The sequence below is a fragment of the Neorhizobium galegae bv. orientalis str. HAMBI 540 genome, assembly GCF_000731315.1.
Lineage (GTDB): Bacteria > Pseudomonadota > Alphaproteobacteria > Rhizobiales > Rhizobiaceae > Neorhizobium > Neorhizobium galegae.
This window is the reverse complement of the sequence record NZ_HG938353.1, coordinates 2,505,967-2,526,177: the sequence shown is the minus strand read 5'-3', so window position 1 is coordinate 2,526,177 and position 20,211 is coordinate 2,505,967. Positions and strand designations below refer to the sequence as shown.

Here is a 20,211-nt window from a genome sequence, read left to right as displayed (position 1 = left end):
ATTACTCGCTTTCTGGCCTAGGCGTTTCGCGGTTTCTCGCAAACTTTTCCTCGTCTGACTCGTTACGTGGCCGACATTCGGCCTCGATATCCTAGGTTTACGTCGCCCGATTCTGGCCGCCTTGCGTGCCGATCCCGTGCGGCAATCCGATTTACGGAGCTATTTTCATGTTCTCGTGGTTCGAACGGCGTGTTGATCCCTATCCGGACGAAGCGCCCTCATTGCCGCCTGCCGGCCTTGCGGCCTTTCTGTGGCACTATACCAAGCCGGTCTGGCCGTGGGTCGTCATCATGTCGACCTGTACGATGCTGATTGCCGTCGGCGAAGTGGCGCTGTTCCAGTTCCTCGGCGATATCGTCGACTGGCTGACCAATGCCGATCGGGCGACTTTCCTTGAAAGCGAAGGGCCGAAACTGTTCTTCATGGCCTTCGTGGTGCTGATCGGATTGCCGGCGGTCGCGACGCTCAATTCGCTGATCATGCATCAGATCCTGATGGGCAATTTCCCGATGATTGCCCGCTGGCAGATGCATCGGTTCCTGCTCAGGCACTCGATGACGTTCTTCGCCAATGAGTTTGCCGGCCGTGTCTCGACGAAGGTGATGCAGACCTCGCTCGCGATCCGCGAAACGGTGATGAAGGTGCTCGACGTGTTCGTCTACGTCTTCACCTATTTCATCTCGATGATCGCCATCGTTGCGGCGGCGGATCTGCGTCTTGCGGTGCCGCTCGTCCTCTGGATCGTCTGCTACTCGATGACAGTCGCCTATTACGTGCCGCGTCTGAGGAAGATTTCGGCGGAACAGGCGGATGCGCGTTCGATGATGACCGGCCGCGTGGTGGACAGCTATACGAACATCGCCACCGTCAAGCTATTCTCGCATGCGGGAAGGGAAGAGGCTTATGCGCAGGACGCGATGGATGTCTTCCTGAAAACCGTACATGCGCAGATGCGCAAGGTGACGGGTTTCCAGGCGCTGGTCTACTTCTACAATTGCGCGGCGCTGTTTACCGTCGGCGCATTGTCGATCTGGTTCTGGCTGGACGGCGTCATCTCGATCGGCGCGATCGCGATCGCCATCGGCCTTGCGATGCGTATCAACGGCATGTCGCAGTGGGTGATGTGGGAAGTCTCTGCGCTCTTTGAAAACATCGGCACCGTCTATGACGGCATGTCGATGATGACCAAGGCGCATGATGTGGTGGACCGCAATGGTGCTTCGGCGCTGACGGCGAAAAAAGGCCATATCCGCTACGACAACGTCCACTTCCACTATGGCAAGGGCAAGGGCGTTATCGAAGGCCTGACGCTCGATATCCCGGCCGGGCAGAAGATCGGTCTGGTCGGCCGCTCCGGCGCCGGCAAGACGACGCTGATGAACCTGCTCTTACGCTTCTACGATCTGGAGGGCGGTCGCATCACCATCGATGGGCAGGACATTTCCGGCGTGACGCAGGACAGCCTGCGCTCGCTGATCGGCGTGGTCACTCAGGATACCTCGCTGCTGCACCGCTCGATCCGCGACAACATCGCCTACGGCAAGCCGGATGCGACCGATGCGGACATCATCGAGGCGGCGAAGCGCGCTAATGCCTGGGAGTTCATCGACGGGCTTGCCGACATGCAGGGACGAAAAGGTCTCGATGCGCATGTGGGTGAACGCGGCGTGAAACTGTCGGGTGGCCAGCGGCAGCGCATCGCGATCGCCCGCGTCTTCCTGAAGGACGCGCCGATCCTGGTGCTCGACGAGGCGACCTCGGCGCTCGACAGTGAAGTCGAAGCGGCAATCCAGGAGAACCTGTTCGCGCTGATGGAGGGCAAGACGGTGATTGCGATTGCGCACCGCCTGTCGACGCTCACCGAGATGGACCGGCTGATCGTGCTCGACCGCGGCCGGATCGTCGAGGCCGGCACCCATCGCGAACTCGCTCAGAGTGGCGGCATCTATGCCGACCTCTGGAACCGCCAGTCCGGCGGCTTCATCGGCCATGACGACGTGATCGAGGAAGAGGCGGCGGAGTAATCTCCGCCGTCGCCCCCTTCCTCGCTCTGAGGTCGTATTCCAGGGCATGCTTCCGCGGAATTCAGATTCGGTTTTCGCGGGTGTGCCAGATACGAAGGAGAAGATCGTCTCGCTCCGTATCGGGTTGGCGGGCACATTAAGAAAATGTAAGCCGCGGCCCGTCCGCTTTCGCTTTGCCGCCGATCAGAATCCGCCTATATCCGGTCCATGTTGAAACCGGTCTTCCGCATCTTCGAAAGCTTTATCAAGCCGTTCGCGAGGCGGGACGACCTGAAACCGCCTGTGGGCCTGATCGGCTTCGTCTGGTTCTATGTCAGCCAGGCCAAGCTTCCCTTCTTCGCCATGCTGCTTCTTGGCGGTCTTGCCGCAGGAGTCGAGGCGGCGATGTTCTGGTATGTCGGCCGGCTGGTCGATATCCTCGACACGACGAAGCCCGCCGACGGATGGTCGGGGCTTTTGGCCAACCATGGCACCGAATTGGTGGTCATGGCGCTGGTGGTCGGCATCGGCCGCTTCCTGATCGGGCTGATGACGGCGCTGGTCGACCAGCAGATCATCACGCCAGGTTTCTACAATCTGGTGCGCTGGCAGTCGTACATCCATGTGTCGCGCCAGTCGCTTTCCTTCTTCCAGAACGATTTCTCCGGCCGGATCGTCACGAAAGTCTGGTCGGCGGGGCAGGCGACCGGCGACGTGCTGACCTCCTTTATGGAAAGCGTCTGGTTCGTCGGCATCTATTCCGTCTCGACCATCGCGCTGGTCGCAGGGCTCGACTGGCGGCTCGCCGTCGTCGTCGTCGCATGGCTTGCGATCTTCGCGCTGCTCGCCCGCCATTACGTGCCGCGCATCCGCGAGCACTCCAAGGCCTCGGCCGAGGCCGGATCGATGATCAGCGGCCGCATGGTCGACGCCTATTCGAACATCCAGACGCTCCGGCTGTTCGGCCGCGACGAGGCCAATGACCGCTATATGCTCTCCGGTTTCGAGAGCTTCCAGGACACGATCATTGCGTTCACCCGGCTATTGACCAGCGTGCGCGCCTCGATGGCCTTCCTCTCCGGCACGATGATCGTCACGATGGCGGCGATGAGCGTGCATCTCTGGCTCTCCGGCCTGATCTCGTCGGGTGCGGTCGCCTTCACCATGGCTCTGATGCTGCGGCTGAATTTCCTGCTCGGCCGGCTGATGACGCAGCTCAACGGGATCATGCGCAATATCGGCACGATCCAGAATTCCGCCGAGCTGATCTCGCAACCGATCGGTCTGGTGGATGCGCCTGATGCAACGCAGCTGGTGGTAAAACGCCCGGAAATCCGTTTCGAGAATGTCAGCTTCCACTATGGCAAGGCGAAGGGCGTCATCGACAACCTGTCGCTCACCATCCGGCCGGGCGAAAAGCTCGGCATCGTCGGGCGCTCGGGCGCCGGCAAGTCGACGCTCGTCAACCTGCTCCTGCGGTTCTACGATCTCGAAGGCGGCCGGATCCTGATCGACGGGCAGGACATCGCCAAGGCGACGCAGGAATCGCTGCGGGGCCAGATCGGCATGGTGACCCAGGATACCTCGCTGCTGCACCGGTCGATCCGCGACAATATCCTGTTCGGCCGGCCGGATGCGACCGAGGCACAGCTTGTCGAGGCGGCGCGCAAGGCTGAAGCCGACACGTTCATCGCGGCTCTCGAAGACCAGCGCGGCCGCAAGGGATTCGACGCGCATGTGGGCGAACGTGGTGTCAAGCTTTCCGGCGGACAGCGCCAGCGTGTCGCGATCGCCCGCGTGATGATCAAGGATGCGCCGATCCTGGTGCTCGACGAGGCGACCTCGGCGCTTGATTCCGAGGTGGAGGCGGCGATTCAGTCGAACCTGGAGCGGCTGATGCAGGGCAAGACCGTGCTTGCCATCGCCCACCGGCTTTCGACCATCGCAGCCCTCGACCGCCTCATCGTCATGGACCAGGGCCGGATCATCGAGGACGGCACGCACAACGAACTGATCGCGCGGCGAGGGCTCTATTCGGAGCTCTGGGCGCGACAATCCGGCGGCTTCCTCGCGGCGGATGCTGCCCAGTAACAGGCTCACTGTCCGGTGACGGCGATCTCGGCGATCAGTCCGTAATGGTTTGAGCCGTGTGCATCGGCAATGCGGGTCAGGGACTTTATCTTGAGCGGCGCCCGCGCATAGACGTGGTCGATCGGCAGGCCGAACGCGCCCGCCCGGATCGGCCAGGTGGCGGGCTCGAATTGGGCGGTGGCCAGATCGGTATTGTTCAGGAACCGGCGCATGTTGGGCGCGAGACTCGAGGCGTTGAAATCGCCGGAGAGGAGCAGGGGGCCGCTTGTTTCCGAGATCGCCAGTGCGGCGCGATCGAGTTCCAGCGAGTGGAAATTATCGAAATAGGGCTTGGTCGTATGCATGCCGACGAAATTGATCGGCCGGCCGGCTACGGTCACCTTCGCAAGGATGAAGCGATCCGGGAAGATGTCGCTCAGAGACTGGACCATCGGCGTCTCGATCGGCACCTTGGAAAGCATCAGCTGGTCGCAATCTTCGATCAGTGCTCCACAGCCGACCCGGTAGGGATAGGTCTTCGCCAGCTCGTCCATATAGACCCTCAGCGGTGCTGCTTCCATGATGTTGACGAGGTCGGCGCCGGAGGATCGGATGGTCTCGACGATGTCTTCGGCATGGTCGAAGTTGTCGTTGAGGATGTTGAAGGACATCAGCTTGAAGGTCCGCGCATTGGCATCCGCCGATGTCATCGGCGCCGCGAAACCGCGGCCCATGAGCACGGCGTGGCCGGTGAAGAGCAGCGAGACTGCGAACAGCAGCCAGACGACGAAGTGGCGCTTGATGAGCAGCGCAACGGCCACTGCCGCCACGCAGGCCGCTGCCGCATGCAGCTGCAGGCTGTAAAGCGTTCCTAAAATCCAGTGAGGGTGCACGTAACGCGTCCCGATCGCCATCAGTACAAGCGACACGATGACGCAGATGGCAACCGATAGTGTTTGTCTCATTCGGGTATGTCCGGGACGGCCGCCTTCTGTCGTGCGGTTGGCCTAACATGGGGCCGGTTTTGTTGCAATGCGGCACAGGGCAAGGGAGTTAACAGGAAGCGCGTGTCTTCCGCCGTTTTTCTTGAAAAAGGCCTGACTTTTCCGGGCCGAGCAGGCCTTGCCGCGCCATGTTCGGCGGCCCTGTGCTCTGCCTGACACGTCGCCCCGGAACCCTTCGGGTTTTCCCGCGACAAACTGGTCGCGGCCCCTTGCCAAGACTGGACATATTTTGCGATCAAGCATAGAACGCGCCGGATTGCTGGGGAATCTATGGTCGAATTGTGTTCAACCGAGATTCGCCGGGACGGGGGCAGAGCGGTTTCCGCGAATTGCGTGAGAAGGATGATTGAGCCGTGAGCGAGCACGACACACATAGCGAAATACCGGGCGAGCCCACTCGCCGAGATTTCCTTTACCTGACGACCGGTATGGCCGGCGCCGTCGGCGCTGTTTCCGTGGCATGGCCCTTCATCGACCAAATGCGTCCGGATGCTTCGACGCTGGCGCTCGCCTCGATCGAGGTCAATGTCGCCGCTCTCCAGCCGGGCATGTCGCTGACGGTCAAGTGGCGCGGCAAGCCGGTCTTCATCCGCAACCGCACCCCGGAAGAAATCAAAGCCGCCGCCGACGTGCCGATGGCCGAACTCAAGGACCCGGCCGCCCGCAATGCCAACCTGGCCCCCGATGCGAAGGCAACCGGCATCGACCGCTCGGGCGGCGCCGGCAAGGAAAACTGGATCGTGATGATCGGCTCCTGCACCCATCTCGGCTGCGTGCCGCTCGGTCAGTCCGGCGAATACAATGGATGGTTCTGTCCGTGCCACGGGTCGGTCTACGATACGGCTGGCCGTATCCGCAAAGGTCCGGCTCCGGAGAACCTCGCCATTCCGACTTTCAGTTTTAAGTCCGATACAGTTATCCAGATCGGGTGAGGGGATAAATACCTATGAGCGGTCATTCCACATACCAGCCATCGACCGGCATCGAGAAGTGGATCGATTCGCGGCTTCCGCTGCCGCGCATGATCCATGACAGCTTCGTCTCCTACCCCGTTCCCCGCAATCTGAACTATGCCTACACCTTCGGCGCCATGCTGTCGGTGATGCTGATCGTCCAGATCATCACAGGCGTCGTGCTTGCCATGCACTATGTCGCTTCGACTGGCGCTGCCTTCGACTCGGTCGAAAAGATCATGCGCGACGTCAACCACGGCTGGCTGCTGCGTTACATGCATGCCAATGGCGCATCGTTCTTCTTCGTTGCCGTCTATCTCCACATCGCCCGCGGCCTCTATTACGGCTCGTACAAGGCGCCCCGCGAAATCCTCTGGATCCTCGGCGTGGTGATCTACCTCTTGATGATGGCGACCGGCTTCATGGGCTACGTCCTGCCCTGGGGTCAGATGTCCTTCTGGGGCGCGACCGTCATCACCGGCTTCTTCTCGGCCTTCCCGCTGGTCGGCGAATGGATCCAGCAGTTCCTGCTCGGCGGCTTTGCCGTCGACCAGCCGACGCTGAACCGCTTCTTCTCGCTGCACTATCTGCTGCCCTTCATGATCGCCGGCGTCGTCGTGCTGCACATCTGGGCGCTGCATGTCACCGGCCAGACCAATCCGACCGGCGTCGAAGTCAAGACCAAGACCGACACGGTTGCCTTCACGCCCTATGCGACGATGAAGGATGCGCTCGGCGTCTCCGTGTTCCTGATTGTCTACGCGTGGTTCATCTTCTACATGCCGAACTTCCTCGGCCATCCGGACAACTACATCCCGGCTGACGCCCTGAAGACGCCGGCTCATATCGTTCCGGAATGGTATTATCTGCCCTTCTACGCAATGCTGCGCGCCATCACCTTCAATGTCGGTCCGATCGACTCCAAGCTCGGCGGCGTTCTGGTGATGTTCGGTTCGATCATCATCCTGTTCTTCCTGCCTTGGCTCGACACGTCGAAGGTTCGCTCCGCCGTCTACCGTCCCTGGTACAAGCTGTTCTTCTGGCTGTTCGTCGCCAATGCCATCATGCTCGGCTGGCTTGGCTCGCAACCGGCGGAAGGCATCTTCACCACGCTCTCGCAGCTCGGCACGGTCTACTACTTCGGCTTCTTCCTCGTGATCATGCCGCTGCTCGGCCTGTTCGAAACGCCGAGGCGCATTCCGAACTCCATCACGGAAGCAGTTCTTGAAAAAAAGAACGGCAAATCCGCCGAAGCCCGCGCCTGACGCCTGCGACCGAGAGGGATTAGAATTATGAAAAAGCTTGTTACGAGCCTCGTCTCGCTGGCCTTCCTGGCGGGAATGGGCGTTGCCTCGGCCGTGGCGCAGGAAAATCACGCTGCGGCCCCGGCCGCAGAACATTCGGAAACGCCGCATTTTCCGATCAACCATCCCAAGGAAACCGATTGGAGCTTTGCCGGTCCTTTCGGTCATTACGACAAGGGTCAGTTGCAGCGCGGCCTGAAGATCTACACGGAAGTCTGTTCCGCCTGCCATTCGATGCGCCTCGTTTCCTTCCGCACGCTGGAAGGTCTCGGTTACTCGGAAGCGCAGGTGAAGGCGTTCGCGGCCAACTACAAGGTCCAGGACGGCCCGAACGACGAGGGCGAGATGTTTGAACGCACCGCCGTTCCGTCCGACTACTTCCCGTCGCCTTTCCCGAACACCCAGGCTGCTGCTGCTGCCAACAACGGCGCCGCACCGCCGGACATGTCGCTGCTTGCCAAGGCGCGCGGCGTAACCCGCGGCTTCCCGCAGTTCATCTTCGACATGTTCACCCAGTACCAGCAGGGCGGCCCGGACTATATCCATTCGCTGCTGACCGGTTACCAGGAGCCGCCGGCCGGCGTCCAGGTTCCTCCCGGCGGCCACTACAATCCGTATTTCTCCGCCGCCGCTTCGCTCGCCATGGCGCCGCCGCTCAGCGCCGACCAGGTCACCTACGAGGACGGCACGCCGCAGACGGTCGATCAGTATGCCAAGGATATCTCGGCCTTCCTGATGTGGGCCGCCGAGCCGCATCTCGAAGAGCGCAAGCGCACCGGCTTCATGGTGATGATCTTCCTTCTGATCTTCACCGGCCTGATCTACCTGACCAAGAAGTCGGTCTATGCCAGCAAGGAACACTGAGGTTTTCACCTCGTGATCCGAAAAAAGGCGGCCTCCGGGCTGCCTTTTTTGTTGGGAGGAGAGCCATCCGTTGATAGGCTCGTCCTCCTCCTGCCGCCAAATATGTGGATCATATGTCTTCCAAAAACGCTCTCTCCGCTGCCATTCGCTCCATCCCGGATTATCCGAAACCCGGCATCATCTTCCGCGACATCACCACGCTGCTCGGCGACGCCGTCGCCTTCGGGCAGGCGGTGGATGAGCTGGTGGCGCCCTATGCGGGCCTTGGCGTCGACAAGATCGCCGGCATCGAGGCCCGCGGCTTCATCCTCGGCGGCGCGTTGGCGCATCAGCTGAAGGCCGGTTTCGTGCCGATCCGCAAGAAGGGCAAGCTGCCGCACCAGACGGTGCGGATGGCCTACAGCCTCGAATACGGAACCGACGAGATGGAGATCCATGTGGATGCGGTAAAGGCCGGCGAGAAAGTGATCCTCACCGACGACCTGATCGCCACCGGCGGCACCGCGGAAGGTGCGGTGAAGCTGCTGCGCCAGCTTGGGGCCGAGATCGTCTCGGCCTGCTTCGTCATCGACCTGCCGGATCTCGGCGGACGCAGGAGGCTCGAAGAACTCGGTGTCGAGGTGAGGACGCTGGTCGAGTTTTCAGGCCATTGATAGGCCGCCGCCGCGAAGACTGATCGGGGTGAGGGGCAAATCCCTCACGCGAATTCCAGCACCGTACCTTCGTAACGCATAACCACGTCGCCATGCTGATTGACGCCATCGCAGGCGGTCATGTTGATCCAGGTGCCGGGGCGCGAGGTGAGCGGCCGGCTTTCGGTCAGCGCGACGGAGTAGGTGATGCTGTCGCCGGCATAGACCGGTTTCAGCCATTGCAGCTTCTTGAAGCCCGCCGACGGCCCGAGCTTCGGGGCTGTGAGGCCCTCGCTTTCGAGACGCGCTACTTCCGCTTTCCAATAGGCGATATAGGTTTTCATCCAGCCGGCGCAGGTGTGCCACCCGGAAGCGCAGAGAGCGCCGAAAACGTAGTTTTTGGCGGCTTCCGCATCCACGTGAAAGGGCTGCGGGTCGAATTTCCGGGCGTAGCGGACAATGTCCTCGGCGGTGAAGAGAAGCGTCCCGGTGATGACCTTCCTGCCGGGCGGGGAAAGCTCGATCAGCCTCATGCGGCATTCTCCTCGGCGTCGCGCAGCCGCATCATGATCGGGTTCTCACCGCGCATGACGATCTCGCCGCGCTGGTTCTCCACCTCGTGCAGGAACTTGACTATGCCGATGCCGGGTCGCGAGCGAAGGGTGCGGGATTCGATCACCCTCGAGCGGCCGGACAGCGTGTCGCCGTCCAGAACCGGTCGTTTCCATTCCATGAACTCGATGCCGGGTGAACCCTCCGACGACGAGCTTGACAGCCAGCCGTCGTACATCATCCGCATGAACATGCTCGCCGTATGCCAGCCCGACGCAGACAAGCCGCCGAGGATGCTCGCCTTGCCGGCGGCTTCGTCGATGTGCATTGGCTGCGGATCGAACTCCGCGGCGAATTCGACGATCTCGTCAGCCGTCACCAGCTTGGATGCGAGCGGGAAAACCCGCCCAACCGAAAAGTCCTCGAAATAATACACGGATTCCGTCATGTGGCCCTCCCGCCCACGGTCTCAGGTGTTGAAGCGGAAGTGGATCACGTCGCCGTCCTGGACGACATATTCCTTGCCTTCGTCGCGGCCCTTGCCGGCTTCCTTGGCGCCGACTTCGCCCTTGAAGTTGATGTAGTCGTCATAGGCGATGGTGAAGGCACGGATGAAGCCGCGTTCGAAATCGGTATGGATGACGCCGGCGGCTGCCGGTGCCTTGGTGCCGCGCACGATCGTCCAGGCGCGGGTTTCCTTGGGGCCGACGGTGAAATAGGTGATCAGGTCGAGCAGGTGGTAACCGGCTCGGATCAGCCGGTCGAGGCCGGCTTCCTCAAGCCCGAGGGCTGACAGGAATTCCTTGGACTCTTCCTCGGGAAGCTGGGCCACTTCGGACTCGATCGCGGCAGAGATGATCACGCATTCGGCGCCCTGTTCCTTGGCCATGGCGGCAACGGCGTGCGTGTGCTCGTTGCCGGTCGAGGCATCGGCTTCCGCGACGTTGCAGACATAAAGAACCGGGTGCGAGGTCAGAAGGTTGAGGTCCTTCAGGATCTCGATCTCTTCGGGCGCAAGTGACTTCAGGAGCAGACGCGCCGGCTTGCCATCGTTCAGGAGCTTGATAACCGCATCCATGACCGGCAATTGCGCGACGGAATCCTTGTCCTTGCTGGCGGCGCGCTTGCGGGTCTGCTCGACACGGCGCTCCAGGCTTTCGAGGTCGGCGAGCATCAGCTCGGTCTCGATCGTATCGGCATCGCCGACCGGGTTGATGCGACCTTCGACATGGGTGATGTCGTCATCCTCGAAGCAACGCAACACATGCACCACCGCATCGACTTCGCGGATATTGGCAAGGAACTTGTTGCCGAGGCCTTCACCCTTCGACGCGCCGCGCACCAGGCCGGCGATATCGACGAAGGAGATGCGGGTGGGGATGATTTCCTTGGAGCCGGCGACCGCAGCCAGCTTCTGCATGCGCGGATCGGGCACGGCCACTTCGCCGGTGTTCGGCTCGATCGTGCAGAACGGATAGTTGGCCGCCTGCGCCGCCGCCGTCTTGGTCAGCGCATTAAAGAGAGTGGACTTGCCGACATTCGGCAGGCCCACGATACCGCATTTGAAACCCATGGGTCCGGACCCTGTATCTGAAGAAATTTCGTTGCTGTGGCTATGGGGGAAAGTGCCGGAGCGGTCAAGGCTCTGCTGTCAGGCAATCCTTGCAAGTAAGGCATATTTGCCTTACTTTAAGTCAATGGAGAATGGCGATGGTTAGATTGAAAGTTACCGCGAAAGGACAGGTTACCTTGAAAAAGGAAGTTCTTGATCACCTTGGCATCAAGCCCGGCGATGAGATCGATGTCGATCTCCAACCAAAGCGGCAGGCTATGATCCATCCGATTGCCGGCAAACTTCCGATCGAAAGCGTCTTCGGAATGTTCAAGAATACGACCGGCAAAAGCTATTCGATCGATGAGATCAACGAGGCGATTGCGGCAAGCTACGCCGGCGAGGCCGAGCAATGAGCCTGATCGTCGATACCAATATCCTTTTGAGGGCAATGATCTTCGACCATGAAGTCGAGAGCCCCAAAGCCCAGGCTCTTTTAGCTTCGAACGAGGTGATCATTTCAAACCAGACCCTATGCGAAATGGTGTGGGTTCTTCGTCGGCTCTACAAAAAAAGCCAGAGCGACCTTGCCGTCGCAATCCGGACGTGGATGAGCGTCAAGACGGTAGCGCTTGATCGTGGGGCGGTCGAAGCCGGTCTCACTTTCCTAGAAACGGGAGGCGACTTCGCAGATGGTGTAATCGAATTCGAGGGACGTAGGCTCGGCGGCGACATATTCGCTACCTTCGACAAGCGGGCGGCTTCGATCGTCCGGGCACAAGGCCGGGATTGCGTTCTCCTGGATGCCGATTGACCCGCATTCCACTCCGATCAGCTGCTTGAAAAATTCCGGTTGCGGTGCGATATAAGCCGGAATGCCTAGTGTCGGACGCCGTCATCAGGAGGCGAGACGCCATGAGCGAAGATACCACCCTAAAACCAAAGACGAAAACCAAGACCAAGCTGGAGCGGCCGAAGCTCTACAAGGTTCTGCTCGTCAACGACGACTACACGCCGCGCGAATTCGTCACCATGGTGTTGAAAGCCGTGTTCCGGATGAGCGAGGAAACCGGCTACCGAGTGATGCTGACCGCGCACAGGATGGGGTTGGCGGTGGTCGTCGTCTGTACCAAGGACATCGCCGAGACCAAGGCGAAGGAAGCGGTCGATCTTGCCAAGGAGGCGGGTTTCCCGCTGATGTTCATCACCGAGCCAGAGGAATAGAGAGGGCTACCTCTTTTTTCCCGCCTTCACGCCGAGCGCTTCGGCGCTGATCCAGAAGACCGCGTCCTGCGATTCGGCCGTTTCCAGCCATAGGAAGTCGAGGTCGGGGAATTCCTCTTCGAGGATTTCGCGGCCGGAGCCGATTTCGCAGATCATCCCGCCGCCGATGTTGAGATGCGCCGGCGCTTCCCCGAGCAGCCGGCGCACGAGGTCGAGACCGTCGACGCCGCCGTCGAATGCCATTGCCGGTTCGGAGCGGAATTCGGCCGGAAAACCGTCCATCGCCTCGTGATCCACATAGGGCGGGTTGGTGATGATCAGGTCGTATTTCTTGTTTCCGAGTGGCGTGAAGAGATCGCCGTTGAAAAGCGTGACCTGATCTTCGACGGTGTGCTCGGCGACGTTCAGCCTTGCCACCTCGAGTGCATCGGTCGAGAGGTCCACGGCATCGACCTCCGCATTCGGGAAGAATTTTGCCGCGAGAATCGCAAGGCAGCCGGAACCGGTACAGATATCAACGGCGCTTTCGACGCTCAGCGGATCGGGCAGGAAGGTTGAGCCGTTCTCGCTCAGATATTCGCTGAACAGGATTTCGCCGATATGGGAGCGGGGGACGATCACCCGCTCGTCGACGAGAAAGCGAACGCCCTGGATATAGGCGTGGCCGGTCAGGTAGGACGTGGGCTTGCGGGTGGTGACGCGGGCGTCGATCCGCTCGGCCAGCAGGCGGCGTTCGGCCGGCAGAAGGCGGGCGTCGAGGAAGGGATCGAGCACGTCGATCGGCAGGTCGAGGCTGTCGAGGATCAGGAACGCAGCGTCGTCGCTTGCCGTTGTCGTGCCGTGGCCGTAGCTGAGGTTGGCGGCGTTGAAGCGGGAGATGGCATAACGCCAGTAATCGCGAAGGGTGACGAGTTCGCCGGTGATGTCATCCATGTTCGGGACCTGGTTCATGTTAGCTTCCGTTTTCGATCAGCCCTCCCTTAGCCGCTCCGAAAGCGGCGCGCCACCCCTTTAACCTGTAGCGATACGGGCTGTCTAAGCGCGGCGGATCTGGAAGCCGGTCTTGTTCTGAACAAAACCGCAGCGTTCGTAGAAGCGCAGCGTTGCCGGGTCCGTCGAGCCGGTCAGGAGCATGACCTTGTAGCAGCCGTCATTCCAGGCCTGATCCATGGCCCTGCGGATGAGGGCGCCGGCATAACCGCGCTTGCGGTGGTCGGCATGAGTGACGACGTTTTCGATCAGCGCATAGGGCGCCCCCTTGCGGGTGAGGTTCGGCACGACGATCAGTGTCACCGTGGCTGCCGCGCGCCCGTCTGCGAAGCCGATCAACACCGTCATGCCGGGCTGGGCGAGAATGGCGGCGAAACGCTCCTGAGCCAGTGCCGGCTCCGGGTCCGGGTCGTGGTTCAGGTGGTGATAGAGTTCGATCAGGTCGGCAAGATCGCCGTCGCGGGCCGGGCGAATGACGAAGTCGGCAGGGGGCATCGACACTATTCGCCCTTGCCGCCGAACATCTTCTTCAGCATCTCGGCCATCGGGCCCGAGGTCGGCAGGTTCGGTTTGCCGCCGCTGCGGGCCTGATGGATATGCGATTGCCCGGCCGGCTTGGCGGCAGGCTTCTTTTCGGGTTTTGCGTCCTTGGCTGGCTTTTCCTCGTCCGGCTTGCCGCCGACGGCGAGCGCCAGTTTGTTCATCAGCTGCGAATCCTCTCCCTTCACCAGCATTTCGGCGTTGTCAGCTAGGGCATCGAGGAGAGGGGACAGCCAAGTCTGGTCGACTTTGGCGAAATCGCCGAGCACATGGTTGTGGACGAGCTCCTTTGCTCCCGGATGGCCGATGCCGAGGCGGAGCCTGCGGTATTCGCGGCCGCAATGGGCATCGAGCGATTTGACGCCATTGTGGCCGCCGTGGCCGCCGCCGGTCTTGATGCGGGCCTTGGCCGCCGGCAGATCGAGTTCGTCATAGATGGCGATGAGGTTTTCCGGGCCGAGCTTGTAAAAGCGCATCGCCTCGCCGACCGCTTCGCCCGAGAGGTTCATGAAGGTCTGCGGCTTGATCAGCAGCACCTTTTCGCCGGCGAGTTCGCCTTCCGAGATCAGTGCCTTGAACTTCTTCGACCAGGGCGAAAAACCGGGACGACGCTGGATCGCGTCCGCTGCCATGAAGCCGATATTGTGGCGGTTGCCCGCATATTGGGAACCGGGGTTGCCGAGGCCGGCGATGATGAGCATGGAGACGTCCATCCTTGACTGCTGGCCTTTCACCACCGCGAAACGCCGTCAAAGTCAACCGGTTTCGACGCTTGAGCCTTTATTGAAGCTCATCAATGCCGTAGCGCTTCAGGATTGCATTCTGGACGCCGTCCTTGATGATACGGTCGAGACCTGCCTGCATCCTGACGATCAGCTCGTCGGGCACATCGAGGTTGCAGGCAATGCCGAGATGCTGCTCGGAGAACAGCATGACCTTTTCGATCGGTGTCCCGTCTGCCTTCAGCTTTTGATAGACGCCTTCCGACATAGGCATCATGTCGATACGGTCCTGGAGCAGCTTTCTGAGCGTCGTGTCGACATCGGCGCTGAGATCGATCTTCGGGAAACCGAAGCTCTTCAAAAGCCCCTCGGTATAGTCGGCGCGATGGGTGCCGGTCGTGTATTGCTTGGCCTCGTCCAGGGTGGCCGCCGCGACCTTCGAACCCGCGTGGCGGACGAGGATGCTGCGGTCGATGAAAAGAGGCACGACCCATTTGAAACGCGGCTCGCGTTCGGGCGTGCGGGCGGCGGCGAAGACGCAGTGCATGGGTTGGGTCTCGGCCACCGCAATGGCGCGAGCCCAGGGCATGATTTCCAGTGTGTAAGGCGTGCCCACGTCGCGCATGATGATCTCGACCTGGTCGATACCGACGCCGCGATAGCTGCCACCCGGCTCCTGGTAACTGAAGGGCGGGTATGACTCCGTCGAAAAGACGATCGGCTGCTGGGCATGGGCGCCCGCCGTGAGGCAGAGGCTGGCAAGAAGCGGCACTGCGATTTTCATCTGTCCACCTTCCAAACGCGCATGTTGTCATTTCTGACCCAGCATCTGGTCCGGTGGTGAGGGCTTGTCAGCTCGCCATGGACTCGATTTCGGCCTGCCGGGCGGATAGGGCCGAGAGCAGTTCGGAGATTTCGCGGGGCTTCGAGAAGAGGTAGCCCTGGGCGTAGTCGATGCCCATTTGCTGCAGCAATAAGCGCTGTTCTTCCGTCTCGACGCCTTCGGCGACGACCTTGCAGTTCATCTTGTGAGAAATAGCACTAATGCCTTCGACAAGCATCCTGTTCTTGCTACCTATGTCACCTGTCTGTTCGGTCAGCGAACGGATGAAGGACTGGTCGATCTTGACGATATCGACGGGGAAACGGCTCATGTAGCTCAGCGACGAATAGCCGGTGCCGAAATCGTCAAGCGCGATGCGGCAGCCGAAGCGATGGATCTCGTTGAGGATGGTGCGGATTTCCGGGTTGTCGTGCATCAGCACGGCTTCGGTGATTTCCACCACCAGGCGCGACGGATCGATGCCGTAGCGGCCGAGCAGGCCGGCAAGGCGGGCCGGCAGGCCGGGCTCGAATTGCAGCGGCGAGAAATTGACCGCGACATAGGCCTCGCCCATGCCCGGCAGGCGTGAGACGCGGGCAAGGTTCGCCATAGCGTCTTCCAGGATGAGGTTGCCGATCTGGCCGATCGTGCCGGTCTCCTCGGCAACGCTGATGATGCCGGCCGGCGACATCAGCCCCTTGCGGGGGTGGCGCATGCGCATCAGGGCTTCGAAGCCCGACGGAACGCCGGTCTCGATGTCGACGATCGGCTGGAAATGCGCCTCGAACCAGCTTGCGGCAATGGCGACTTCGATGTCGCTCTCGATCTCGGCCCGTTCCCGCGTCTGGTCGAGAATGGCGGGATCGTAGACCTGCGCGCCGTTCTTGCCGTCGCGTTTGCGGGCATACATCGCCATGTCCGACTTCTGCAGCAGCTCGGCCGCACTGGCGGCATGGCTCGGATAGAAGGCAAGCCCGATACTGGCGCTCAACCGCACGCCGGTGCCCTGGATCCGGAAGGGAACCTCGAACATGTCGACGATCTTTTGGCTGAGTTCGACGGCGCGGCGCTCGGCACCTTCCCCGGTGATCAGGATGGCGAACTCGTCGCCGCCGAGGCGGGAGGCGGTGTCGTCGTCGTTGAGCATCGGTTTCGTCCGCTCGACGAACTGGCAGAGCACCGCGTCGCCGGCGGCATGGCCGAGATTGTCGTTGATCGCCTTGAAGCGGTCGAGATCGACGAACAGGCAGGCGACCTCGGTCCGTGCCCTGTCGGCCTCGGCAATCTTCTGGTCGAGCGTCGCTTCGAAACCCTGGCGGTTGAGAAGCCCGGTCAGATGGTCGGAGATGGCCTGCTGATGGTTGCGCAGTTCCGACTGCCTCAGTTCAGTGACGTCCGTCATGACGCTCAGCGAGCCGGGAATGCTGCCGCCGGCCGTGCCGAGTTCGATTTCGACGATCAGCACGTCCATCAGGCGGCCGTCGGCGCAGAGGAAGCGGACGGTGGCTTCGATCGCCAGGCCGGTCGATTTCGCCTGCTGCTTGCGCCTTGCATAGATCTGGCGGTCCGCCGGCGCGACAAGCTCGGAAAAGGGATGGCCGATGACGTCCTCACGGCGATAGCCGGTCGCGAGCAGCCAATAGTCGCTGACGGCGGCGATCTGGTCGCCCGAGGTCAGCGAAAACAGCATGGCCGGCGTCAGGTTGTAGATTTCCGTGGTCTGCTGGTGGGCGCGCTTCAGTTCGCGCTCTTCGCGCTCCAGCAGGGTCTGCATTTCGTTGAAGCTCTTCGCCAGCCGCCCCATTTCGTCGTTCGAGCGCCAGTCGACATGGTGGCGCGAACCCAGCCTGCGGGTTGCCTCGATGGCTGCGGTCAACCGCATCAGCGGCTTGATGACCATGACGCGGTTGCCGAGGATCGCTGCGCCGAAGACCGTCAGGATGGTGATGATGAAGATGGAGATGAAAGCCATTTCCATCTGGTGCAAGGCGGAGAACCAACCGAGCTTCGGCACATAGACGGTGATGCTGCCGACGTTGCGGGTGCCCTGCTGCGATTTGTAGAAGATCGGCTCGGAGATTGCTTCAAGCCCGCGGAAATCGGCCGGATTGACGTCGACTTCGGAAATATTCAGCTTGCCCGTATTGTCGCTGATCTGCACGCCGCTGATGGCCGGGTCGGCGACGAGCATCGATGCGACCTGGTGGATGCTGTCGGTGTCGAGATCCCAGAGCGGCTTTCCGAGCGCCTGGGAGTTGGTCACCAGCACGACATTGACGTGCTCGCTGAGGTTCTTGGCGGCCTGTTGGGAGGAAAGCGCCAGAAACAACGTGAACAGGGGCGCGACGACGACCAGAAGGGCGCCCGAAATAATCGCAATAAAACGACTCTCAACGGAATGAGTCATCCGTCTTCCCCGCATTCATCGTCTGGCTGCCGCCGGACTTTCCCCGTCATGCTGAAGTAGCGTCCATCGTTTCACCTATTCATTAAACTTCACTGAAACGACGATGCCAAGATTCGAACGAATTACGGAAGCAGCGTTACTAAACTGTATTCGGCGGGCAATAAAAAACCCGCTTTCTTGCGAAAGCGGGTCCCATTTCAAGAATTTCGGCCAGGTTATTCGGCAGAAGCCGGTTCTTCCTCGGCAACGCCTGCAGCCGGGGCGACGATCGTCGCGATGGTGAAGTCGCGGTCGGAGATGACCGGACGTACGCCAGCCGGCAGCTTGACGGCGGAGATGTGGAGGCTGTCGCCGATCTTCGCGCCCGTCAGGTCGACGGTCAGGAATTCCGGGATGTCGTTGGCCGGGCAAAGCAGCTCGACTGCGTGACGGACGATGTTGAGAACGCCGCCGATCTTGATGCCCGGGGACTTCTCTTCGTTGACGAAGTGAACCGGAACTTCAACGGAAACTTCCGTGTTGCCCGAGACGCGCAGAAAATCCACGTGCATGGTGAAGTCGCGGACCGGATCGAGCTGATAGTCCTTCGGGAGGACCTGGATCTTCTCGCCGTTGACGTCGATCGTGGCAACCGTGGTCATGAAACCGCCGGCATGGATGCGCTTCGTCACTTCGTTGGTCGACAGAGCGATCGCGATGGGGGACTGCTTGTCACCATAGATGACAGCAGGAATGAAACCGTTGCGGCGAAGTTCACGGGAGGACCCCTTACCTACCCGTTCGCGCGCCTCGGCCTTGAGCTCGTATGATGCGTGGCTCATGGCATATCCTTTCGAGGTTGTTTGGAGAGTTTTCCGCAAGCGTTGTCGGCTCGCGTCAAACTGAAGGGCATCATCCGATGCGCTTCATCCGCGTTGCCTCCAAGGGTGTCTACGCGGACCGGCGCGCTATAATACAACGAGCGGAGATGTGCAAGCTTTTCGGCCTGGAAACAAGGGGCTTGCGCTTGACTTCGGCGGCCCGTCTTCCAAATTGGTGCCCGTTGAATGAGGGAAGGGTTTGATTCATGAAACGTACTTTGATCGCGACCGGACTGATGGCTGCGTCCTGCGTATATCCGGTTGCGGCGGCTGAGATCAACGACAAGGGTGCCCGTACCCTCAAAGAAAGCCTCAGCTATTTCCTGCCGGATACAGCGAAGTCCACAGGCTTCCTGACCGTCAAACCGGCCGGCGAACGCTACGAGATCAGCTATGATATCGCCAAGCTTCTGAAATCCATCAACAAGAAGAATTTCAAGATTTCCGGCCTGAAACCGTTTTCGGTTTTCGCCGCACCCCTCGACAACGGCCAGTGGAAGTTCAACAGCGACAGCGACATGAATTTCACCGTGCAGGGCAAGATGCCCGACGGCAAGCCGACGAACCTCAGCTATTCCGTCACCGACATGGTGTTTTCCGGCATTTTCGATCCGGCGATCAGCTACCTGCGATCAGGTGAGGCGACGTCCGGCCCGCTCCGAATGGTCTCGAAGAGCGGTCCGGAGGAGGTCGAGGCGAGTTTCGCCGGCATGAACTATTCACTGGCGTCCGCGGCGAGTGCGACAGCCGGCGGCACGGATTTCACCGGCAAGGGCTCGTTCCTGCGCTTCTACGAACGGATTGCGACGCCCGAAACCCCACCCATACAGGTCCGCGCCGAAAGCCTCGATTTCGATGTCGGTGTCCAGGGCGTGATGGCCGAGAAGATCCGCAATCTCGTCGCCTTCATGCTGGAACTCGTCAAGGATGAAAAGCCGTCGCAGGCCGAGATCGCCAAGCTCAAGGATCTCATCCGCGGCGCGATGCCGTTCTTCACGGCGCTTTCCGAAAAGATCAGCTTCAACCAATTCACCGTGGCAAGCCCGATCGGCGATTTCGGTATCAACAAGCTCGATTATACGTTCACGATGAGCGAGCCTGCCGTGGCAACCCGGATCGGCTTCGGGGCGCGCATCGAGAATATCTCGACGCCGGACGGCATCATCCCCCCGCTCTACGCCCAGCTGGTGCCGGACATGGCGGAAATGGAGGTCGGGGTCGCCGACCTCAACTTCCAGCGGTTCATCGACACCTTCATGGAAATCGACTTTTCCAAGCCCGGTCAGCTGCCGGACGCGGAGGGCGAGCGTCTTGGCAAAGCCTTCCTCGACAACGGCCAGTTGACCGTCGATTTCCCACGGGTCGCTGCGAAATCCGCGCTTTACGACGTCGAGGCCTCCGGCAAGGTCAAGGGTTACCCGGACGAGAAGGACCGCTACACGCTCGAAACCTCGATCCTTGCCCGCGACATCGACAAGCTGATCCAGTATTTCCAGGCCGCCGCCAAGAGCGACCCCGAATTCAACCAGGTTTCATTCGCGATAATGATGGCGAAGGGCATGGCCAAGACTGAACCGGACGGCCGCCTGCGCTGGGACGTCAAGTTCGAGGACGGCAAGAGCTTCAGCGTCAACGGACAGCCGATCCAATGATCTGACGACCTGTTCACGCCTTTTGATGCCGGCTTTGCTTTTGCCAGTCAGCCGGCATT

20 protein-coding genes are annotated in these 20,211 nt (G+C 60.8%); 10 read left to right on the top strand and 10 right to left on the bottom strand.

The genetic code is table 11. The annotated features are described in order from the left end of the window. Positions 1–167 precede the first annotated feature (167 nt). Positions 168–2,024 (top strand): ABC transporter ATP-binding protein, encoded by a 1,857-nt coding sequence (locus tag RG540_RS12515; protein ID WP_038588347.1) that lies wholly within the window; start codon positions 168–170, stop codon positions 2,022–2,024. Between the two features lie 207 nt (positions 2,025–2,231). Then, positions 2,232–4,094, top strand: coding sequence for an ABC transporter ATP-binding protein (locus RG540_RS12510; RefSeq protein ID WP_157884616.1), 1,863 nt, complete (start codon positions 2,232–2,234; stop codon positions 4,092–4,094). Between the two features lie 5 nt (positions 4,095–4,099). Here the strand turns inward: RG540_RS12510 and RG540_RS12505 are convergent, their stop codons facing one another. Next, the gene (locus tag RG540_RS12505) at positions 4,100–5,038 is read right to left on the bottom strand and encodes an endonuclease/exonuclease/phosphatase family protein (RefSeq protein ID WP_038588345.1); all 939 of its coding nucleotides are present in this window, start codon (positions 5,036–5,038) and stop codon (positions 4,100–4,102) included. A gap of 392 nt (positions 5,039–5,430) precedes the next feature. Between RG540_RS12505 and petA the strand changes: the two genes are divergently transcribed. The 4 genes from petA (at position 5,431) to RG540_RS12485 (ending at position 8,851) form a co-directional block, all read left to right on the top strand. Further along, a complete protein-coding gene (gene petA, locus RG540_RS12500) occupies positions 5,431–6,009 on the top strand; it encodes a ubiquinol-cytochrome c reductase iron-sulfur subunit (protein ID WP_038588342.1) in 579 nt (192 codons plus the stop codon). A gap of 14 nt (positions 6,010–6,023) precedes the next feature. Continuing rightward, a complete protein-coding gene (locus RG540_RS12495; protein ID WP_038588340.1) occupies positions 6,024–7,295 on the top strand; it encodes a cytochrome b in 1,272 nt (423 codons plus the stop codon). A 27-nt stretch (positions 7,296–7,322) separates the two neighbouring features. Further along, a complete protein-coding gene (locus tag RG540_RS12490; protein ID WP_038588337.1) occupies positions 7,323–8,198 on the top strand; it encodes a cytochrome c1 in 876 nt (291 codons plus the stop codon). Between the two features lie 113 nt (positions 8,199–8,311). Further along, on the top strand, positions 8,312–8,851 hold the full coding sequence (locus RG540_RS12485) for an adenine phosphoribosyltransferase (protein WP_038588335.1): 540 nt from the start codon (positions 8,312–8,314) through the stop codon (positions 8,849–8,851). A 44-nt stretch (positions 8,852–8,895) separates the two neighbouring features. Here the strand turns inward: RG540_RS12485 and RG540_RS12480 are convergent, their stop codons facing one another. Genes RG540_RS12480 through ychF form a run of 3 tightly spaced genes read right to left on the bottom strand, consistent with a single transcriptional unit; the run spans position 8,896 to position 10,955 of the window. After that, positions 8,896–9,363 (bottom strand): MaoC family dehydratase, encoded by a 468-nt coding sequence (locus RG540_RS12480; RefSeq protein WP_038588333.1) that lies wholly within the window; start codon positions 9,361–9,363, stop codon positions 8,896–8,898. After that, the gene (locus RG540_RS12475; protein ID WP_038588330.1) at positions 9,360–9,830 is read right to left on the bottom strand and encodes a MaoC family dehydratase; all 471 of its coding nucleotides are present in this window, start codon (positions 9,828–9,830) and stop codon (positions 9,360–9,362) included. The genes RG540_RS12480 and RG540_RS12475 overlap by 4 nt, the downstream gene beginning before the upstream one ends. Before the next feature lie 21 nt (positions 9,831–9,851). Further along, positions 9,852–10,955: a redox-regulated ATPase YchF gene (ychF, locus tag RG540_RS12470; protein WP_038588328.1), complete on the bottom strand. Its 1,104-nt coding sequence runs from the start codon at positions 10,953–10,955 to the stop codon at positions 9,852–9,854. A gap of 176 nt (positions 10,956–11,131) precedes the next feature. On the opposite strand from ychF, the gene RG540_RS12465 reads away from it, so the two are divergent. From RG540_RS12465 to clpS, 3 genes are all read left to right on the top strand, one after another. Further along, positions 11,132–11,350 (top strand): AbrB/MazE/SpoVT family DNA-binding domain-containing protein, encoded by a 219-nt coding sequence (locus RG540_RS12465; protein ID WP_244446553.1) that lies wholly within the window; start codon positions 11,132–11,134, stop codon positions 11,348–11,350. Next, positions 11,347–11,748 carry a type II toxin-antitoxin system VapC family toxin gene (locus tag RG540_RS12460; RefSeq protein WP_244446552.1) on the top strand — a complete coding sequence of 134 codons (402 nt, stop codon included), beginning with the start codon at positions 11,347–11,349 and terminating at the stop codon, positions 11,746–11,748. Before RG540_RS12465 ends, RG540_RS12460 begins: the two co-directional genes overlap by 4 nt. A 101-nt stretch (positions 11,749–11,849) precedes the next feature. Continuing rightward, a complete protein-coding gene (gene clpS, locus RG540_RS12455; protein ID WP_038588323.1) occupies positions 11,850–12,158 on the top strand; it encodes an ATP-dependent Clp protease adapter ClpS in 309 nt (102 codons plus the stop codon). Positions 12,159–12,164: 6 nt separating this feature from the next. On the opposite strand, the gene prmB is transcribed toward clpS, so the two are convergent. The 6 genes from prmB to RG540_RS12425 all read right to left on the bottom strand — a co-directional run bounded on the left by prmB (position 12,165) and on the right by RG540_RS12425 (position 18,461). Next, positions 12,165–13,109, bottom strand: a complete 945-nt coding sequence (gene prmB / locus RG540_RS12450; RefSeq protein WP_046601353.1) for a 50S ribosomal protein L3 N(5)-glutamine methyltransferase — start codon at positions 13,107–13,109, stop codon at positions 12,165–12,167. Between the two features lie 84 nt (positions 13,110–13,193). Further along, on the bottom strand, positions 13,194–13,643 hold the full coding sequence (locus RG540_RS12445; RefSeq protein ID WP_038588321.1) for a GNAT family N-acetyltransferase: 450 nt from the start codon (positions 13,641–13,643) through the stop codon (positions 13,194–13,196). A gap of 5 nt (positions 13,644–13,648) precedes the next feature. Further along, positions 13,649–14,389, bottom strand: a complete 741-nt coding sequence (gene pth, locus RG540_RS12440; RefSeq protein ID WP_038593664.1) for an aminoacyl-tRNA hydrolase — start codon at positions 14,387–14,389, stop codon at positions 13,649–13,651. Between the two features lie 79 nt (positions 14,390–14,468). Beyond that, positions 14,469–15,194, bottom strand: a complete 726-nt coding sequence (locus RG540_RS12435; RefSeq protein ID WP_038588319.1) for a substrate-binding periplasmic protein — start codon at positions 15,192–15,194, stop codon at positions 14,469–14,471. 67 nt (positions 15,195–15,261) lie between these two features. Then, on the bottom strand, positions 15,262–17,640 hold the full coding sequence (locus RG540_RS12430; protein ID WP_038588316.1) for an EAL domain-containing protein: 2,379 nt from the start codon (positions 17,638–17,640) through the stop codon (positions 15,262–15,264). A gap of 215 nt (positions 17,641–17,855) precedes the next feature. Continuing rightward, the gene (locus RG540_RS12425; protein ID WP_038588314.1) at positions 17,856–18,461 is read right to left on the bottom strand and encodes a 50S ribosomal protein L25/general stress protein Ctc; all 606 of its coding nucleotides are present in this window, start codon (positions 18,459–18,461) and stop codon (positions 17,856–17,858) included. 245 nt (positions 18,462–18,706) lie between these two features. On the opposite strand from RG540_RS12425, the gene RG540_RS12420 reads away from it, so the two are divergent. Further along, positions 18,707–20,152, top strand: a complete 1,446-nt coding sequence (locus tag RG540_RS12420; RefSeq protein ID WP_038588312.1) for a hypothetical protein — start codon at positions 18,707–18,709, stop codon at positions 20,150–20,152. Positions 20,153–20,211 lie beyond the last annotated feature (59 nt).

What these genes read in the sequence shown, in the direction of transcription:
- RG540_RS12515 (WP_038588347.1), top strand. Translation starts at nt 168, where the DNA reads ATGTTCTCGTGGTTCGAACGGCGTGTTGATCCCTATCCGGACGAAGCG.
- RG540_RS12510 (WP_157884616.1), top strand. Translation starts at nt 2,232, where the DNA reads ATGTTGAAACCGGTCTTCCGCATCTTCGAAAGCTTTATCAAGCCGTTC.
- RG540_RS12505 (WP_038588345.1), bottom strand. Translation starts at nt 5,038, where the DNA reads ATGAGACAAACACTATCGGTTGCCATCTGCGTCATCGTGTCGCTTGTA.
- RG540_RS12495 (WP_038588340.1), top strand. Translation starts at nt 6,024, where the DNA reads ATGAGCGGTCATTCCACATACCAGCCATCGACCGGCATCGAGAAGTGG.
- RG540_RS12490 (WP_038588337.1), top strand. Translation starts at nt 7,323, where the DNA reads ATGAAAAAGCTTGTTACGAGCCTCGTCTCGCTGGCCTTCCTGGCGGGA.
- RG540_RS12485 (WP_038588335.1), top strand. Translation starts at nt 8,312, where the DNA reads ATGTCTTCCAAAAACGCTCTCTCCGCTGCCATTCGCTCCATCCCGGAT.
- RG540_RS12480 (WP_038588333.1), bottom strand. Translation starts at nt 9,363, where the DNA reads ATGAGGCTGATCGAGCTTTCCCCGCCCGGCAGGAAGGTCATCACCGGG.
- RG540_RS12475 (WP_038588330.1), bottom strand. Translation starts at nt 9,830, where the DNA reads ATGACGGAATCCGTGTATTATTTCGAGGACTTTTCGGTTGGGCGGGTT.
- ychF (WP_038588328.1), bottom strand. Translation starts at nt 10,955, where the DNA reads ATGGGTTTCAAATGCGGTATCGTGGGCCTGCCGAATGTCGGCAAGTCC.
- RG540_RS12460 (WP_244446552.1), top strand. Translation starts at nt 11,347, where the DNA reads ATGAGCCTGATCGTCGATACCAATATCCTTTTGAGGGCAATGATCTTC.
- clpS (WP_038588323.1), top strand. Translation starts at nt 11,850, where the DNA reads ATGAGCGAAGATACCACCCTAAAACCAAAGACGAAAACCAAGACCAAG.
- prmB (WP_046601353.1), bottom strand. Translation starts at nt 13,109, where the DNA reads ATGAACCAGGTCCCGAACATGGATGACATCACCGGCGAACTCGTCACC.
- RG540_RS12445 (WP_038588321.1), bottom strand. Translation starts at nt 13,643, where the DNA reads ATGCCCCCTGCCGACTTCGTCATTCGCCCGGCCCGCGACGGCGATCTT.
- pth (WP_038593664.1), bottom strand. Translation starts at nt 14,389, where the DNA reads ATGCTCATCATCGCCGGCCTCGGCAACCCCGGTTCCCAATATGCGGGC.
- RG540_RS12435 (WP_038588319.1), bottom strand. Translation starts at nt 15,194, where the DNA reads ATGAAAATCGCAGTGCCGCTTCTTGCCAGCCTCTGCCTCACGGCGGGC.
- RG540_RS12430 (WP_038588316.1), bottom strand. Translation starts at nt 17,640, where the DNA reads ATGACTCATTCCGTTGAGAGTCGTTTTATTGCGATTATTTCGGGCGCC.
- RG540_RS12425 (WP_038588314.1), bottom strand. Translation starts at nt 18,461, where the DNA reads ATGAGCCACGCATCATACGAGCTCAAGGCCGAGGCGCGCGAACGGGTA.
- RG540_RS12420 (WP_038588312.1), top strand. Translation starts at nt 18,707, where the DNA reads ATGAAACGTACTTTGATCGCGACCGGACTGATGGCTGCGTCCTGCGTA.